At 66.2% G+C, this 14556-nt stretch carries 15 protein-coding genes and 1 pseudogene; 1 reads left to right on the top strand and 15 read right to left on the bottom strand.

What is annotated here, in order from left to right:
- The 13 genes and pseudogenes from WAW85_RS09335 to WAW85_RS09275 form a co-directional block, all read right to left on the bottom strand.
- Positions 1–284 (bottom strand): annotated as a pseudogene (locus tag WAW85_RS09335) (monooxygenase); the annotation flags it as partial.
- Positions 285–405: 121 nt separating this feature from the next.
- On the bottom strand, positions 406–1545 hold the full coding sequence (locus WAW85_RS09330) for an acyl-CoA dehydrogenase family protein (RefSeq protein ID WP_422559337.1): 1140 nt from the start codon (positions 1543–1545) through the stop codon (positions 406–408).
- Positions 1546–2709 carry an acyl-CoA dehydrogenase family protein gene (locus tag WAW85_RS09325; RefSeq protein ID WP_422559336.1) on the bottom strand — a complete coding sequence of 388 codons (1164 nt, stop codon included), beginning with the start codon at positions 2707–2709 and terminating at the stop codon, positions 1546–1548.
- 38 nt (positions 2710–2747) lie between these two features.
- Positions 2748–3419 (bottom strand): hypothetical protein, encoded by a 672-nt coding sequence (locus tag WAW85_RS09320; RefSeq protein ID WP_422559335.1) that lies wholly within the window; start codon positions 3417–3419, stop codon positions 2748–2750.
- Positions 3420–3466: 47 nt separating this feature from the next.
- The gene (locus WAW85_RS09315) at positions 3467–4423 is read right to left on the bottom strand and encodes an MlaD family protein (RefSeq protein WP_422559334.1); all 957 of its coding nucleotides are present in this window, start codon (positions 4421–4423) and stop codon (positions 3467–3469) included.
- Positions 4420–5430, bottom strand: coding sequence for an MlaD family protein (locus WAW85_RS09310; RefSeq protein ID WP_422559333.1), 1011 nt, complete (start codon positions 5428–5430; stop codon positions 4420–4422). Before WAW85_RS09310 ends, WAW85_RS09315 begins: the two co-directional genes overlap by 4 nt.
- Positions 5427–6422, bottom strand: coding sequence for an MlaD family protein (locus tag WAW85_RS09305; RefSeq protein ID WP_422559332.1), 996 nt, complete (start codon positions 6420–6422; stop codon positions 5427–5429). The genes WAW85_RS09310 and WAW85_RS09305 overlap by 4 nt, the downstream gene beginning before the upstream one ends.
- 16 nt (positions 6423–6438) lie before the next feature.
- Positions 6439–7452, bottom strand: a complete 1014-nt coding sequence (locus WAW85_RS09300) for an MlaD family protein (RefSeq protein WP_422559331.1) — start codon at positions 7450–7452, stop codon at positions 6439–6441.
- Positions 7440–8438, bottom strand: coding sequence for an MlaD family protein (locus WAW85_RS09295; RefSeq protein WP_422559330.1), 999 nt, complete (start codon positions 8436–8438; stop codon positions 7440–7442). The genes WAW85_RS09300 and WAW85_RS09295 overlap by 13 nt, the downstream gene beginning before the upstream one ends.
- Complete coding sequence (locus tag WAW85_RS09290) at positions 8435–9529, bottom strand: MlaD family protein (RefSeq protein ID WP_422559329.1); 1095 nt, start codon at positions 9527–9529, stop codon at positions 8435–8437. The genes WAW85_RS09295 and WAW85_RS09290 overlap by 4 nt, the downstream gene beginning before the upstream one ends.
- 1 nt (position 9530) lies before the next feature.
- A complete protein-coding gene (locus tag WAW85_RS09285; RefSeq protein ID WP_422559338.1) occupies positions 9531–10319 on the bottom strand; it encodes an MlaE family ABC transporter permease in 789 nt (262 codons plus the stop codon).
- An 84-nt stretch (positions 10320–10403) separates the two neighbouring features.
- The gene (locus WAW85_RS09280) at positions 10404–11276 is read right to left on the bottom strand and encodes an ABC transporter permease (protein ID WP_422559328.1); all 873 of its coding nucleotides are present in this window, start codon (positions 11274–11276) and stop codon (positions 10404–10406) included.
- An 87-nt stretch (positions 11277–11363) separates the two neighbouring features.
- Positions 11364–12764: an aldehyde dehydrogenase family protein gene (locus tag WAW85_RS09275; RefSeq protein ID WP_422559327.1), complete on the bottom strand. Its 1401-nt coding sequence runs from the start codon at positions 12762–12764 to the stop codon at positions 11364–11366.
- A 169-nt stretch (positions 12765–12933) separates the two neighbouring features.
- Between WAW85_RS09275 and WAW85_RS09270 the strand changes: the two genes are divergently transcribed.
- On the top strand, positions 12934–13740 hold the full coding sequence (locus WAW85_RS09270; protein WP_422559326.1) for an enoyl-CoA hydratase-related protein: 807 nt from the start codon (positions 12934–12936) through the stop codon (positions 13738–13740).
- Positions 13741–13769: 29 nt separating this feature from the next.
- Here the strand turns inward: WAW85_RS09270 and WAW85_RS09265 are convergent, their stop codons facing one another.
- Together WAW85_RS09265 and WAW85_RS09260 are read right to left on the bottom strand one after the other, a co-directional pair.
- Positions 13770–13922 (bottom strand): DUF1059 domain-containing protein, encoded by a 153-nt coding sequence (locus WAW85_RS09265; protein ID WP_422559325.1) that lies wholly within the window; start codon positions 13920–13922, stop codon positions 13770–13772.
- Positions 13923–13986: 64 nt separating this feature from the next.
- Entirely contained in the window at positions 13987–14469 is a 483-nt protein-coding gene (locus tag WAW85_RS09260) for a hypothetical protein (RefSeq protein ID WP_422559324.1), read from the bottom strand.
- Positions 14470–14556: the final 87 nt, after the last annotated feature.

The raw sequence follows: 14556 nt of genomic DNA, 5'->3' as shown, positions 1-14556 counted from the left end.
GCGCACAGCACCTCGGCCGCCTCGGCGCGGATGCGCGCGGCCACGGTCTCGTCGAAACCGCCGCCGTCGTGGTCGCCGAGATCCCGCGGGGCGGTGGGCCGGTAGGGCTCGTCGATCCACCGGTCGTCGCCGGTGAGCAGCGCCAGCGATCCCAGCAGGACCGGCAGATTGGCTGCCTCGAGCGCGGCGTGGAGCTCGGCATCAGTGAAGTCGGTCGACGGCTCGAAGGCCCCACGGGGCCTGCCGCCGGGGTGCGGATTCTGTGCGTTATCGAGGCGCTGCATACGGCAACCATACAGAGTGTTCATACGTGGTGTCAATCACAATCGAGTGATTGACCCGGAGTGATCGACGGATGCACAAGGGCCGCCCGGATCACTCCGGGCGGCCCTGTCGCACGCGTCCCTACAAGCCGAGTGAACGCCCGACGATCTCGCGCATGATCTCGTTGGTTCCCCCGTAAATCCGCTGGACGCGGCAGTCGCGCCACCGGCGCGCGACCTCGTACTCCTCCATGTAGCCGTAGCCACCGTGCATCTGCAGGCACGCGTCCAGAGCTTCGAACTCGAGCTCAGTCGTGGCGAACTTCGCCCCGGCCGCCTGCGCACCGGACAACTCGCCCGCGTTCTGCGACTCGATGCATCGGTCGACGTAGACGCGCGCCATGTCGACTCGGGTCGCCAGTTCCGCCAGCCGGAAGCGATTCGCCTGGAAACTGCCGATCGGCTGACCGAAGGCATTCCGTTCGGAGGCGTACTCGACCGCCGTCCGCACCGCCCATTCCGCATTGGCCACCGCGACGACGGCCATCGACAATCGCTCCTGGGCGAGGTTGCCCATCAGATAGCGCAGACCGTCGCCCGGCTCACCGAGCACATCGGCGTCCGGTACGAACACGTCCCGGAAGAAGAGCTCGGCGGTATCCTGCGCTTTGCGGCCGATCTTCTCCAGCTTCCGTCCGCGCTCGAAGCCTTCCTGACCGTCGGCGATCACGAACAGCCCGAGCCCCTCCCGGGCGTCGCCGGCGATCTTGGCCGCCACGATCACCAGATCCGCCTGGATCCCCCGGGTGACGAAGGTCTTGGCCCCGTTCAGCCGCCAGCCCCCGTGTTCGCGCGTCGCCGTCGACGAGATCGCCCGCAGATCCGACCCGGTCCCCGGCTCGGACATGGAGATCGCGATCGCCGTCTCGCCGGAGACGATGCCCGGCAGCCAGCGCCGCTGCTGCGTCGCGGAGGCGACGTCGAGGAAGTAGGGCAGGACGATGTCGTTGGTCAGCGAGAAACCGTCACCGACGGTGCCGGTGCCCACCACTTCCTCGTTGAGCACCGCGTTGAATCGGAAGTCCCGAAGGCCGGCGCCGCCGAACTCCTCCGGAGCGGCGAATCCGACGTAGCCCTGCGCCGCCGCTTTGGACCAGAACGCCCGGTCCACGAGGCCCCGCTGCTCCCACTCCCGCGTGTGGGGCACCGCTTCGCGCTGGAGGAATGCCCGGACCGACTGCCGGAACTGCTCGTGCTCTGGTTCGAATATCGTGCGCTGCATCTACAGGCCCATCGACTTTCCGATGATCTCCTTCATGATCTCGCTGGTCCCTCCGTAGATGCGCTGTACGCGCGCATCTACGTAGGCCCGCGAGATCGGATACTCCTCCATGTACCCGTATCCGCCGAACATCTGGAGGCAGCGGTCCACCACCCGGCCCTGCACTTCGGTCGCGGCGAGCTTCGCCATGGCGGCACGGTCGGCGGACAGGCTGCCGTCCACATGGGCCCGAAGGCAGTCGTAGACGAAGGAGCGGACCACTTCGGCCTGCACGTGGGCGTCAGCCAGGGTGAACCGGGTGTTCTGGTTGGCCGACAGCGGTCGCCCGAAAGCGGTGCGCTCACGCACGTAGGACGACGCCAGCTCCACCGCTCGAGCGGCCGCCTCGGCGCTCGCCACGGCGATGGTCAAGCGCTCCTGCGGCAGATTGGAGACCAGGTAGGTGAAACCGGCTCCGGCCTCGCCCAGCAGATTTTCGGCGGGCACCCGCACCTCGTCGAACGACAATTCGGCGGTGTCCTGCGCGTGCATGCCGATCTTCGCCAGATTGCGGCCCCGAGTGAAACCCGGGGTGTCCCGCTCGACCACCAGCAGCGAGAGTCCGCCGTGCCGGCTGTCGGTCTTCTCGGTGCGCGCGGCGACGATCACCAAATCCGCGTTGATGCCGTTGGAGATGAAGGTCTTCGATCCGTTCAGCACGTAGTTATCACCGTCGAGCCGAGCGGTGGCGGCGATCCCGGCCAGATCGGATCCGGTGCCGGGCTCGGTCATCGCGATCGCCGCGATCAACTCGCCGGAGGCGAGTCCGGGCAGCCAGCGCCGCGCCTGTTCCGGGGGGCTGTACCGCAGGAAGTACGGGACGCAGATGTCGTTGTGCAGGTTGATGCCGAACGACATCACGCCGGCCCGCGCCACTTCCTCGGCGAGGATCGCGTTGAACCGGAAGTCGTCCACGCCCCCGCCGCCGTACTCCTCCGGGACCGCCATCCCGAGGAATCCGTGCGCACCCGCCTGAGTGAACACCGACCGCGGAATTATGCCGTCCCGCTGCCAGTCCTCGTAGTGCGGAACGACGTACTCCTCAAGGAACCGCCGGAAGCTATCGCGGAAGGCCTCGTGCTCGGGTTCGTAGACCGGCGCGCTCTGTTCGTTCATCGTCGTCATACTCAAGACTATACATGTTGTACATACACTCTGTTCGGCTACTTCGGCTGTTCTTGCTCGCCGAGCGCGGACGGGAGCTCGCTGATGTCGGTGATCTGCCAGTCCTGACCGCTGTCGATGGTCAGCCGGTAGGTGGCCGTCGACTGCACGCCGTCCGGGCGCTGGGTGTTGGTGGTCAGCATGTCGACGAACGCCACGACCTGGTACACCCCGTCCGAGGACGACTCCACCTTCGCCGCGATCGGCTCGGACACCGTGGTCCACTGCAGCGGCTGGATGATCTGATCCATCGACGTCGCCGCCTTGTTCAGTCGCTCCGCCAGTTCCGGACTGGTGCCCTCGGTCAGCCGTTTGCGCCAGGTGCCCGGGTCCCGGAAGTCCATGTCGGCCGCCCCGACGGCGTAGTCGAGCGCGACCTGCTCGGCGCGCGCCGAGGCGGCGGCCTGCCGGTTCCGCTCGGACAGGTCCGACTTGGCCGACGCCAACTGCCAGGACAGAATCCCGATCGCGACGACGACAGCGATCACCGCCACCGCCACGACCACCGTCCTGGTCAATGTCGCCACCGAGACGACTCGCGCGGAGGAGCCGTCCTTCGACGACTGCTCGTCTGGTTCTGCGGCCTTCTGTTCGGCGGCCTTCTGTTCGGTGTCATCCTTGTCGGCGTCGTTCCGTTCGGCGTCCTTGCGCTCTACTTGCTTGACGGCCATTGTTCTGTCCTTTCATCGGGATCGTCGGCTCGGCGCCGGCGGTCAGTTCATCCGGCCGGTATCTCCACCGTGATCGCGCCGGGCTTCGAGGTGGCCGCCAGCGCCTGAGTCAGGAAGCGACCGAGGTCCACCGCGCTCAGCGCCGCTGCGCCGGCCCGCGCGGCCGGAAGGACGTTCTCGCCGATCACGTTGAGGTCCTCGGCCGTGTTGTCCAGGAACGACTGGAGTTCGGCCAGGAACGGGCTCGCGCCGTCAGTCACACCGACCAGCAGCGGACCGCCCAGATTCACCGCATCCCGGATGGAATCGAGCATGTCCCGAAAGCCCTCACCGAAGGCCTGCAACTCGGGGGTCGTGGCCGCCAGGCTCGCCGGCACATCACCGGTGCGGGCCAGCAGTGGCTGCAGTGTCGAGAGCAGGGTGGTCAGACTGTCCGCCTGTTGCTCGAACTCGGCCGCCAGCAGCCGGCCTGCGGTGTTCAGGTCGTCGACCACCGACAGATCCTGCGGCAATGAGCCGTGGAGGGTCTCGAAGATGGAGCCGACCTGATCGGGATCGACCTGCCGGAGCAGGATCGTCAACCGTTCGGACAGCACGTTGAACGGGGTCGGCACCGAGACCCGGTCGGACTCGATCTGGGCGCCGTCGGCCAGGTACGGCGCTCCCAGCCCGAGAGACCGCACCGCGACGTACGCCTCTCCCAGCGCCGAGAGATTGTCCACCCGGAAATCACTGTCGGCCGGGATCCTTCGATCATCGCCGTAGTTCCACTCCACGCGAACGCCGCCGGTTACCGGGCGGACGGCCGTGACGTGTCCGGATTCGACTCCGTTGACCAGCACGCGCGAGCCGGTCAACAGACCGTTGCTCTCCGGCACCACGAAGCTCGCCGATTTGGTTTTCGTCAGCGCGCCGACGGTCAGCCCGTTCTGGAACATGTAGGTCACTGACAGTGCGGCGATCACCAGCATCGCCAGCACTGACAGTCGAGTCTTGGTGATCATCGGACGGCTCCCAGCATGCGCAGAATAGTTTCGGCGTCGTCGACCAGCTGATCGCCGGCCGGGCTCGACAGCGAGACGATGTCGACCGACGGCGATTCCGACCAGGGCAGCAGCGTGGTGCGCAAGAAGTTGTTCAGTCGGGTCGCCGCGGTCGGGACGCTCTGTTCGTCACCGCGCGCCAACCACAACGTCTCGGTCAGCGACTCGAGCATCGGCGACAGCCAGAGCCCGCCGGAGAAGATGGTGCCGACCGACGGCAGCAAGGTGCTGATGTGCGAGATCACCTGGTTCGCGACGGCGTCCCAGTACTCGAGTCCCTCAGCACTGAACATCGGCTGCCACTCGTCAGCGTTGCCCGCGACTGATTCCGCCGAGGCGCTCAGGCCGTTGAGGAAGCGGTCGATCGAGGTCGTGTTCCGGGCGAGATCACGCAGGTCCACCGCAAGAGTCGACGAGAGGGCCCGCAGTTCGCGCGGTGGCGGCACCACATCGTTGAGAGTGGCCATCGTGTCCTGGAGCTTCCCGATGCTGCCGCCGTTGACGAAGTGCGCGAGCACCGCGATGGTGTCCTCGAGCTGCGGCGGTGCCAGCGTCCGCTCGACCGAGATGATTCCGTCCGGAGCGATGAACGACCCGTTCTCCCCGGAGTCGGGGTCGGGCGTCAACGCAATGTAGGTGTCACCGAGCAGCGTGTTCTGCCGGATGACCGCACCGGCCCCCGCAGGCACCCGGGTCCCGTCGCCGAGTCCGAGGCGGACGTCCACGCGATCCTCGTGCGCCCGGAGGCTCTGCACCTCACCAACCCGAATGCCGTTCATCACGACATCGGCCCCGGACGGCAGGTTCATCACGTTCTCGAACTGCGCCGTGATGACGTAGTCCGCGGCGACGCCGCCGCGCACCGAGGGGAAGTCGTTGGGGCTGATCGAGCATCCGGAGATGCCGAACACCAGTACCACTACCGCCAGGATTCCGGCCGCCGGGCGGCCGAGGACCTTCCGCTTCATTTCGCCGCCTTTCTCAGGATGAGGTCGATCAGGTTCAGGTCGTCACCGAGACCGGTGATCTCCGGCGCCTTGTAGGGCATCGACAGCCCACCGGAATGCTGGGCCTGCTGACGCAGCGCCGCGGCGATCGACGGCACCGTGCCGTAGAGCTTCTGCAGATCGGGCGCCCGAGCGGCACCGAGCCGGATCATCTCTGTCACCGGACCATGAACCATGGGCCAGATCAGGTCGCCGTAGTTGGACTGGATGTCGTAGAGCACGGCGACGAGCCAGCCGACGCCGCGATCGAACTTGGCGACCCTCGGCGTCAACACGGCGGTCGAGCGAGCGACCTCGGGCAACTGGTCGACGATCGAGCCGATCTCACCCCAGGAACGCAGGGCCTCGTCAGTCAACGGCGCCATGTTCATGATCGACGAACCGATGTCAGCGACGACGCGGTCGGGGTTACGTGCCGCGCCTGCAGCGCTGGTGAACATCGCGTTCGCCGATCCACCGATCCCCTGCAGAGCCTGATCGAGACCGCTGATCGACTGTCGGACATTGACGGTGCCGTCGGCGACCAGGCTGTCGATGAAGTCAGCGGCGGAGCCGGCGATCTCGGAGATGCTCGCGGGGGTGTACGAACGGTCGGGGGGTATGCACTGGTCCACGACGAGCTCCGCGCCGCCGCGGTAGTTGCCGACCAGTTCCAAACTCCGGTCGGCGAGCAGCGACTTGGAGCGGCTCACCACCTCCACGTCCGCCGGGTAACTGCGACCGCCGTCGAGCTCGAAGCCCACCCGGGCTCCTCGCTCTGACGTCTCGACCGAGGTCACCCGGCCCACCTGAAACCCCATCTGCGACACGGGGTTGCCCACATACAGCCCGACGGCGTCAGGCAGCTCGGCGCAGTAGCCACCGGTCGCCCGGTCGTCGGATCCGCGCGCCACTAGCAGGCAGGCCGCCGCCACGATCGCGACCACGGCCAGCGCGATCGCCCCGAAAGTCACACTGCGTCTATTCATCTCAGCAGTCCCGTCCCGCCAGCGGCACACACAGGCGGCTCATGTCGATCACGCCGCCACCGAGCGTCCTCATCCCCTCGGGAGTCACCCACCGGGCGAGCTGATCCCGGAGGGCGAGGAGGTTGTCCAGCGCGGGCCCCATATCCCGTTGAATCCCCTCGACCGCGTCCCGGATGTTCTCCACATGGGCGTGTGCGGCGTCGGCGTTCTCCAGATAGAACTTCTCCAGCGGCTGCAGACGCCACAGTGCATTGCTCATTAGTCGATAGGTTTCGTTGAAGCCGACGCTGTTGTTGTTGTACGTCGAGATCACGATGTCGATCTTCTTGATCAGCTCGAAGACGAAGGCACGGTTGGCGTTGAACGTCTGCAGGTACTCCTGGGACATCGACGCAATGCGGTCGATCTGGCCCCGTTGACGATCGAGCACCTCGGCGACCGATCCCATGCCCTTGACGATGGATCGCAGCGAATCCGGTTGCCGGTCAAGGCCTTCAGCCACCTCGTCGAGATTCGATTCGATCACCGTGCTGTCCACCTCGTCGGTCACCCCGGGAACGCGTTGCAGCACGTCGTTGATCGAGTACGGAACGCTGACCCGGTCCGTCGCGATCCGCCCGTCCTCGGCGCGACGGTCCCCCAGCGGGATCAAGTTCACCGCGTATCCGCCGACGGGGGTACGCATCCGCACCTCGATACGGGACTGGTCGCCGACGAACACCTCGTCGTCGATCTCCGCTTCGATCACCACGGACTCCGCGCCGAGGGACATGCTGGTCACCTTGCCGACTCCGATGCCCGCGACACGGACGTCTTCGCCGGTACTGACCGCCGCGGCGTCGTCGGTCTCGAACCGGATCGTCTGCTGGCCCAGTGGACGGAGGTACACGAAGCCCAGAACGACGAGCAGCACGACCGCGGAGACCAGCGCGGTCCCGCCGAGGGCCAGATTGCTCTCCCCGAGTCGTCCGTAGAACCCGCGCACGGCCTGGGCCGTTTTCGTCAGCGGCTGCACAGCACGACCTCGCTTCCGCTCAGGAGAACGCGGACGTCGGTGGGCAACTGCGCCCGTCCGTTGCTGCAGGCTCGATTCGGCGACGACGAGACCTCGAGTCCCGCCGCTACCGCGGGCACTGCGCGGAAGGATTCGAGCATCGCGCCGGCCGACGGGAATGTCTGCCGCAAGAGTGTCTCCACATCGAAGTTCTCGTTCAGGCCGATCGATTCGAGGAGACCGTCGACGGGTCCCAGGAAGGCCGGTCCGGCCGAGGCGGTCTTGGGGAACTCCTCAAGAACGGCGAAGGCGTTGCCGATCGGCACCTGCACGGCCTTCAGGAATCCCATGACGTATTCAGATCTGCCGCCGAAGGTGTCGGCGACGCGGCCCATGTTCTCGGCCAGGATGCTGATCACCTTTTGCCGGTCCTCGGCGTACGAGGCCAAGCGCTCGGCGCTGGCGAGCATCGGTGCCAGGCCCTGCCCGTCGCCCTGCAGCAGGAGCAGGGCGTTTTCGGTGAACTCGTCGATCTCCTCGGTGCGCATGGTCGCCAGCACCGGCTGCAATCCGTTGAACAGTTCGGTGATGTCGAACGACGACGAGGTGGCGTCGACGGGCAAGTGCGACACTTCGGTGCCCGGATCGTCGGGTTGCGTCAGATCCAGGTACCGGACACCGGTCAGGTTCTGGTACTTCACCGCGAGCCGCGAACCGCCGGTCAGTGTGTAGCCGTCATCCATGCTGAACCCGACCCGCGCGATCGCCTGACCGTCCTTCCGGCGGAGGTCGATGGAGTCGATCTTGCCGATCCGCAGCCCTTTGAAGCGCACATCGCCGTTGACGCTGAGGCCGGACACGTCGGTGAAGTCGGCACTGTATTCGCGCGTAGCGGAGTCCACCGGGTTGCGCATGGCGTTGAGCACCAGACCGAACAACAGAACGGTCACCACGGCGACTGCCGCCAGTTTCGCGGCCGTGACGGCCGTCCGGGTGCGGGTGTTCATCGACTTCCTCCACGGCTGCGGGTTCGATCGGGTCCCAGCCCGATCTGCTTCATCGGAGCGGCCATCGACGGGAGCGATCCCAGGACGACACGCAGTTGCAGCGTCTTGTGCTCGTCGTCGCCGACGAAGGCTCCGTCGAGCCTCTTGATCAGCTCGGCGAACTGCGCGACGCGGTCCTTGCCGCCGAACATCGGCTGAGCACCGTCGGAGACCACGCGGACGGCTTCGACCACCGGCGTCAGGTCGCTCTCGTGCGATGCCAGGAGGGTTCCGGCCGCACCGAACAGATCCGACCCCAGCAACGCGAGCGTTTCATCGGTCTCGTCGGTCAACGGCACGTTGAGACCGACTGAGCCGTCCGGTGTCCGGTTGTAGGCACTGTTGAAGATGTCGAACAGCGCGGAGGACATTTCGTCCTCGAAGGCCGGCAGGACGGCGAGGATCCCGTTGATCCGCCGGAGATGAACACTGGGCAGGGCCTGCTGGGTCTTGGCGACCTTATCGGTGAGGATCATTCCCGAACGGATGAGCGGTGCCAGGCCGTCCGCGTAGCGCATCACCTCGTCGAGCCCGGCGATCACCTCGGAGGTGAGGGTGCCGTCGATCACCAGCGAGCCGGATTCGATCATCGTCGACATTGTGTAGTCCTCGGACTCTTGCCGTGTGTAGACGCTTCCGGCCCGGATCGGCCCGCCCCGTCCGCCCGGTTTGAGGTTCACCCCGGTGATGCCGAAGTAGTTCTCCGGACGGAAGTCCACCTGGAACTGGTCGTCGAGCAGCCCGGCACTCGCGTCCTCGACGGCGAGGGTCATGGTCACTTCCCCACCCCGCTGCTGCACCAGATCTGTCACCGTCCCCACTTCGGTGCCCCGGAGAAGGACGGCGGAACCTTCCTTGACTCCGGGCCCGAGTGCGGGCACCACCACCGAGAAGCGGACACCGCCGGGGGCGGTCGCCTTCGGGTACACCCAGATCATCACGCCGATCACGACGGTGATCACGGTGAGGAGGGCAGTGCCTGCGACGATCAGTGTGCGTCGCTGCCGGGGGTCGGAGCCCCGGATGAAGTCCTGGTTGACCATCTGTGCCATATCAGCCTCGGAACGGTAGTTCTGGGTTGAGTCCCCAGATCGCAACGGTCATAAGGAAGTTGAGGACCACGATCGCCACCAGGCTCGCGCGGATCGCCCGGCCGGAGGCCGCCCCGACGCCCGCTGGACCACCGCTGGCGAAATAGCCGTAGTAGCAATGGATCATGGTGACGACGACGCAGAAGACCAGCGCCTTGACCACCGACGCGGCCAGATCCGGCAGGGTGACGAACTGGGCGAAGTAGTGGTCGTAGGTGCCCGCCGGTTGATCATAGAAGACCTTGATGATGAGTCCGCCGGTGACGAAGCTGACGACGATCGCCATCAAATAGCCGGGCAGGACCACCAGCATTCCGCCGATGAGTCGCGTACCGACGACGAAGGGGATGGCTTGCAGCCCCATGGTTTCGGTAGCGTCGATCTCCTCGGAGATCCGCATGGCACCGATCTCCGCCGTCATCCGGCAGCCGGCCTGAGCGGCGAAGCCGATGCCGGTGATGATCGGCGCGATCACCCGGATGTTGCCGAATGAGCCGATGATTCCGGTCAGCGATCCGAACCCGAGCAGGTCGAACGCCATGAACGCCTGGATCGCCACGACCGCACCGACTGCCAGGCCGAGGAAGAACATCAGGCTCATCACGCCGCCGTCGACGATGAGTGAGCCACTGCCCCATGCCATGTCGTTCATGGTCTTCTTGGTTTGGCGCCGGTAGTGCTTGACCGTCTTCGGCAGCAGAACGATCGTCCGGGTGCAGAACATGACGATCTGACCGAGCTCGGCGATCATCGCGGTCAGGCGCCGCAGGCTCCGCTGCGCCGTGCGCCCGGTGAGTCCCTGGTGGATACGGGAAGGTCGTTGAACCGTCATCGATCAGGCCAATCTCGCGGGGAAGAACATCGTCTGCAACTGGCTCACAATCAGATTGGTCATGAAGATCAGGAACACGCTGAGGACCACCGACGCGTTGACGGCATTCGCGACGCCTTTCGGGCCGCCTTTGGCCTCCAGCCCCCGCAGACTCGCGACCACCACCACGATCACCGCGAACAGAACCGCCTTGAGCGTCGAGAAGACCAGATCGGTGGGAGTGGCGAAGGCGCCGAACGACTGCCAGAAGCTGGCCGGGACAACGCCGTTGACGTTCGCGGAGATCGCCAGTCCGGCACCGACGCCGGCACAGATGATGATGATGCACAGTGCGGGCGCGATCAGGAGCATGGCGATGAACCGGGGGACGATCAGCCGCTGGATCGGATTGACGCCCATCACGCGCATCGCGTCGATCTCCTCTCGGATGGACCGGGCACCGATGTCCGAGGCGATCGCCGAGGCGGCCGCACCGCTCATGAGTAGACCGGCGGCCATGGGCGCCCCCTGCCCCACCACACCGAGTCCGCTGGCGGCGCCCGCCAGGGAGTTCGCACCGACCTGGTCCATGACTCCGCCGACCTGCACCGATACCTCGGCGCCGATCGGGACCGCCATCAACAGCGCTGGCAGCGCGGTCACCTTGAACAGCTTCAGCGTCTGATCGAGGATCTCGCCGACCGATAGCCGCCAGCCGAACGTGTCGACGATCGAGAAGACGATGAGCTCGACGAAGAGCCGCGCCGACCGTCCGATAGTCTCGATCGACGCCCGGGCGCGGGTGAGCACCGTCGACCCGATGCGGTCGACCCCGGCGACGGCGCGGCCCACGGGTTGTGAGCGCGATGATTCCGTCTCGATGATGTCGGCGGTCATGAAGCCTCCGTTGCAGGACTGATGCACCCGAACCGGCCGATGGAACGGGATGCTGGGGATCTGCTCAACGCGGGTAGCGGTGGATGTTCAGCCCATGAGTTTCCGCAGGACCTTCTGCATCCCGCGGGAGTACGGCGGATAGGCGAATGAAGGGTCCGGTCGCGTTGGCTTGCGGAGCACCGCCTTCTCATGACTGAAGGTGTCGAACCCGTGCTTACCGTGGTAGCGGCCCAGACCGGAATCGCCGACGCCGCCGAACGGGAGCTCCGGCACCAGCAACTGGTACAGAAGGTGGTTGATCCCCACCACACCCGACGACGTGCCATCGAGGACTTTCTCCTCGACTGCGCGCGACTCCGTGAAGAGGTACAGCGCAAGGGGTTTCGGCCGCTCGGTCACGAAATTGATCGCCGCGTCGATGTTCGGGACGCTCACCAGCGGCAGAATCGGCCCGAAGATCTCCTCCCGCATGAGTTCGGAGTCCAGGTCCGGGTCGGTCACGAGTGCCGGTGCGATACGCAGCGTGTTCGCCGCGGACTGGCCGCCGATCTGCTCCCCGCCGTGCGTCTGCAATAGACCGGTGAGCCGATCGAATTGTTTGCGGTTGACGATGTGCGTGGTGTCGTTCGCCGCCCGCACCGGTAGCTCCTCGATCAGGCGCTCGACCAGCTGCGGCCGGACCGACTCCTCGACGATCACGTAATCGGGAGCGATACAGGTCTGCCCGGCGTTGATCGCTTTCGCCCAGGCGATCCGGCGGGCGGCGACCTCGATGTCGGCGTCGGCGGCCACGATGACCGGACTCTTGCCTCCGAGTTCGAGCGTCACCGGCGTCAAGTGCTTGGCGCCGGCTTCCATCACGGCTCGCCCGACGGTGGTCGATCCGGTGAAGAAGATGTGGTCGAACGGCAGCTTGAGCAGGGCCCGGTTCGTCTGACCGTCGCCCAGTACCAAGCGCACCGCGTCCGGGTCCACATAGCGCGGCAGTTCTTCGGCGATCACCGCTCCCGTCGCCGAGGCCATGTCCGACGGCTTGACGACAGCGCAGTTGCCGGCCGCCACAGCACTGACCAAGGGCTGAATCGTCAGCAGCAGCGGAAAGTTCCAGGTTCCCAGGACGAGCACCACGCCCTTCGGCTCCGGCACCGTCCAGGCGCGGCCCGGTGCGGTCGCCGCGCCGTTCGCCACCTTCGTTGGCCGCACCCACTTGGGCAGGTGGGCGAGGGTGTGCCGGATCTCGTGGCGCACCGGCCCGATGTCCGCCATGAAGGAGGCCATCGCACTCCGGCCGAGGTCGGACTCGATCGCCGCAGCGATCCGGTCTTCGCATTCGTCGATGAATCGCAGGAGGCCTCTCAACTGCGCAACCCGCCAGGCCAGCGGCTTGGTACGACCGGTCCGGAACGTCGCCCGCACTCGATCAAACTCTCCCTCGACGTCTTCGATTCGGGTGGTCTCGGCGGCGGCCTGCCTCAGGGACGTACTCATTGCGTTGCTCCAGGATCGACTGAATAGACGTGCTGAGCATACGCAGTGTTTAGACGTGACGTCAATCACTAAATCTGGCCGCAATGCCGGACGGCACGCTGACCTGCAAAGTCTCCCGTTGCCCACCAGACACATTGTCTGGCTTGTTTGTATGGACTACCGTCGGAGCATGATCGATAGTGAACGTGATTCCACCCTGACCGTGCAGGTCGACAAGACCCTCGCGACCGTCACCCTGGCGCGCCCCGCCGCGCTGAACGCCTTCGACACTGAGCTGCAGCACGCGATGCGCACCGCTGTCGACCACCTCTCCGCCGACGAGCACGTTCGCTGCATCCTCATCACCGGCGCCGGTCGCGCATTCTCTGCGGGCGCCGACATCGCCCTCGACGACCTCTCCGACGACGTGCGCCTGGCACCCCGGACCGAGGAGGAGCTCCGGATGCGCTACAACCCGATGATCCGGGCCATCCGGATGGCACCGAAGCCGGTGGTCGCCGCGGTAAACGGTGCCGCCGTAGGGGTCGGATGCGCGCTCGCCTTGGCATGCGATCAGATCATCGCCGCCGAATCGGCCACCTTCTCGGTCGCCTTCTCCAAGGTGGGACTCACTCTCGACGCCGGCGCCTCGATCCTCCTCGGCGCACGTGTCGGACTGGGCCGGGCCAGTCGGATGGCCTTGCTGAGCGAACGGGTACCCTCGCGCACCGCACTGGACTGGGGAATGGTCGACGCCGTCGTCGACGACGAACACCTCTCGACTGAGGCGACCACTTTGGCACGGGAGCTCGCCGCAGGCCCCACTCGGGCTTTCGCCGCCACCAAGGCGAGCCTGAACACGGCGCTGCTCGGTGAGCTCGACGCCGCCTTCGAAGCCGAGATCCAGGGACAGACACGCCTGGTCGACAGCGCCGATTTCCGCGAGGGGGCACGAGCCTTCGGCGAGCGCCGCCGCCCCGCCTTCACCGGCGAATAGCCGAAGCCGCCCCACGGCGGCCGCTCAGTTCACGCCTCGTCGGCGTACAGCAGAATCTCTTCGCGGGTGTAATCACGATCTGGATGCTTGTCGGCGAGGTGTTTCTTGACGGCCGCAACCAGCTCGTCCTCATCGGCTCCCACCATGTCATCGCCGCACGGGCACATGAACTCGGTCTTCATCGAAACAACCTCCGTAGACACTCGGGCCAACACACATCGACCGTATGAGGCGCCCAACAACATGTCAACATAGCGTCCAAACAAAGTGTATGGCGACGTAGTCGCCGGTCATCGGACGGTGTTGACGGAACCCATGGCCTGCGCGCAGACAGCGTCGATCCGTTCTGCACCGTTGCCGTTCTGGCAACCGACGCTCACCTGCAGGCCGTCGTCGACCAGCACGTACCAGCGGATCGCCGGACCCGATTCGGGGGGCTTCGCGGTAGCTGATCACCTCCCGGCCGCCGTAGGAGCTCGCCGGCGCGAACTCGACCACCACGTCGTCGCCGCGCTGGGCGATCCGGTTGGCCAGACTCTGCGCCACCGAGTCCCGGTCGGCGCCGTCGCGCAGCGCGGTGACCACCACGATCAGCCGTCGCCTGTCGGCGCCGTCGGCGAACACCGCCCGCAGGCCGCGGCCGTCGTCGGCACGGTCGCAGGACAGTTCGGTGCGGCGCCAGCCCGTGCCGCTGCACCAGCGCCCGATCGACGCGTACCCCTCGGGCACCGGGCAGTGCGTCCTCCGTCATCTCCTCGGGGCCGTCCACCAGCACCACCTCGGCGTTGCCGGCGAAGGCGATGAGTGCGTCCGGGA

The sequence above is a fragment of the Gordonia sp. (in: high G+C Gram-positive bacteria) genome, assembly GCF_049299075.1.
Taxonomy (GTDB): Bacteria; Actinomycetota; Actinomycetes; order Mycobacteriales; family Mycobacteriaceae; genus Gordonia.
This window is presented reverse-complemented; position numbering and strand designations above follow the sequence as displayed.

What these genes read in the sequence shown, in the direction of transcription:
- WAW85_RS09285 (WP_422559338.1), bottom strand. Translation starts at nt 10,319, where the DNA reads ATGATCGCCGAGCTCGGTCAGATCGTCATGTTCTGCACCCGGACGATC.
- WAW85_RS09310 (WP_422559333.1), bottom strand. Translation starts at nt 5,430, where the DNA reads ATGAAGCGGAAGGTCCTCGGCCGCCCGGCGGCCGGAATCCTGGCGGTA.
- WAW85_RS09290 (WP_422559329.1), bottom strand. Translation starts at nt 9,529, where the DNA reads ATGGCACAGATGGTCAACCAGGACTTCATCCGGGGCTCCGACCCCCGG.
- WAW85_RS09265 (WP_422559325.1), bottom strand. Translation starts at nt 13,922, where the DNA reads ATGAAGACCGAGTTCATGTGCCCGTGCGGCGATGACATGGTGGGAGCC.
- WAW85_RS09295 (WP_422559330.1), bottom strand. Translation starts at nt 8,438, where the DNA reads ATGAACACCCGCACCCGGACGGCCGTCACGGCCGCGAAACTGGCGGCA.
- WAW85_RS09320 (WP_422559335.1), bottom strand. Translation starts at nt 3,419, where the DNA reads ATGGCCGTCAAGCAAGTAGAGCGCAAGGACGCCGAACGGAACGACGCC.
- WAW85_RS09270 (WP_422559326.1), top strand. Translation starts at nt 12,934, where the DNA reads ATGATCGATAGTGAACGTGATTCCACCCTGACCGTGCAGGTCGACAAG.
- WAW85_RS09275 (WP_422559327.1), bottom strand. Translation starts at nt 12,764, where the DNA reads ATGAGTACGTCCCTGAGGCAGGCCGCCGCCGAGACCACCCGAATCGAA.
- WAW85_RS09325 (WP_422559336.1), bottom strand. Translation starts at nt 2,709, where the DNA reads ATGACGACGATGAACGAACAGAGCGCGCCGGTCTACGAACCCGAGCAC.
- WAW85_RS09280 (WP_422559328.1), bottom strand. Translation starts at nt 11,276, where the DNA reads ATGACCGCCGACATCATCGAGACGGAATCATCGCGCTCACAACCCGTG.
- WAW85_RS09330 (WP_422559337.1), bottom strand. Translation starts at nt 1,545, where the DNA reads ATGCAGCGCACGATATTCGAACCAGAGCACGAGCAGTTCCGGCAGTCG.
- WAW85_RS09315 (WP_422559334.1), bottom strand. Translation starts at nt 4,423, where the DNA reads ATGATCACCAAGACTCGACTGTCAGTGCTGGCGATGCTGGTGATCGCC.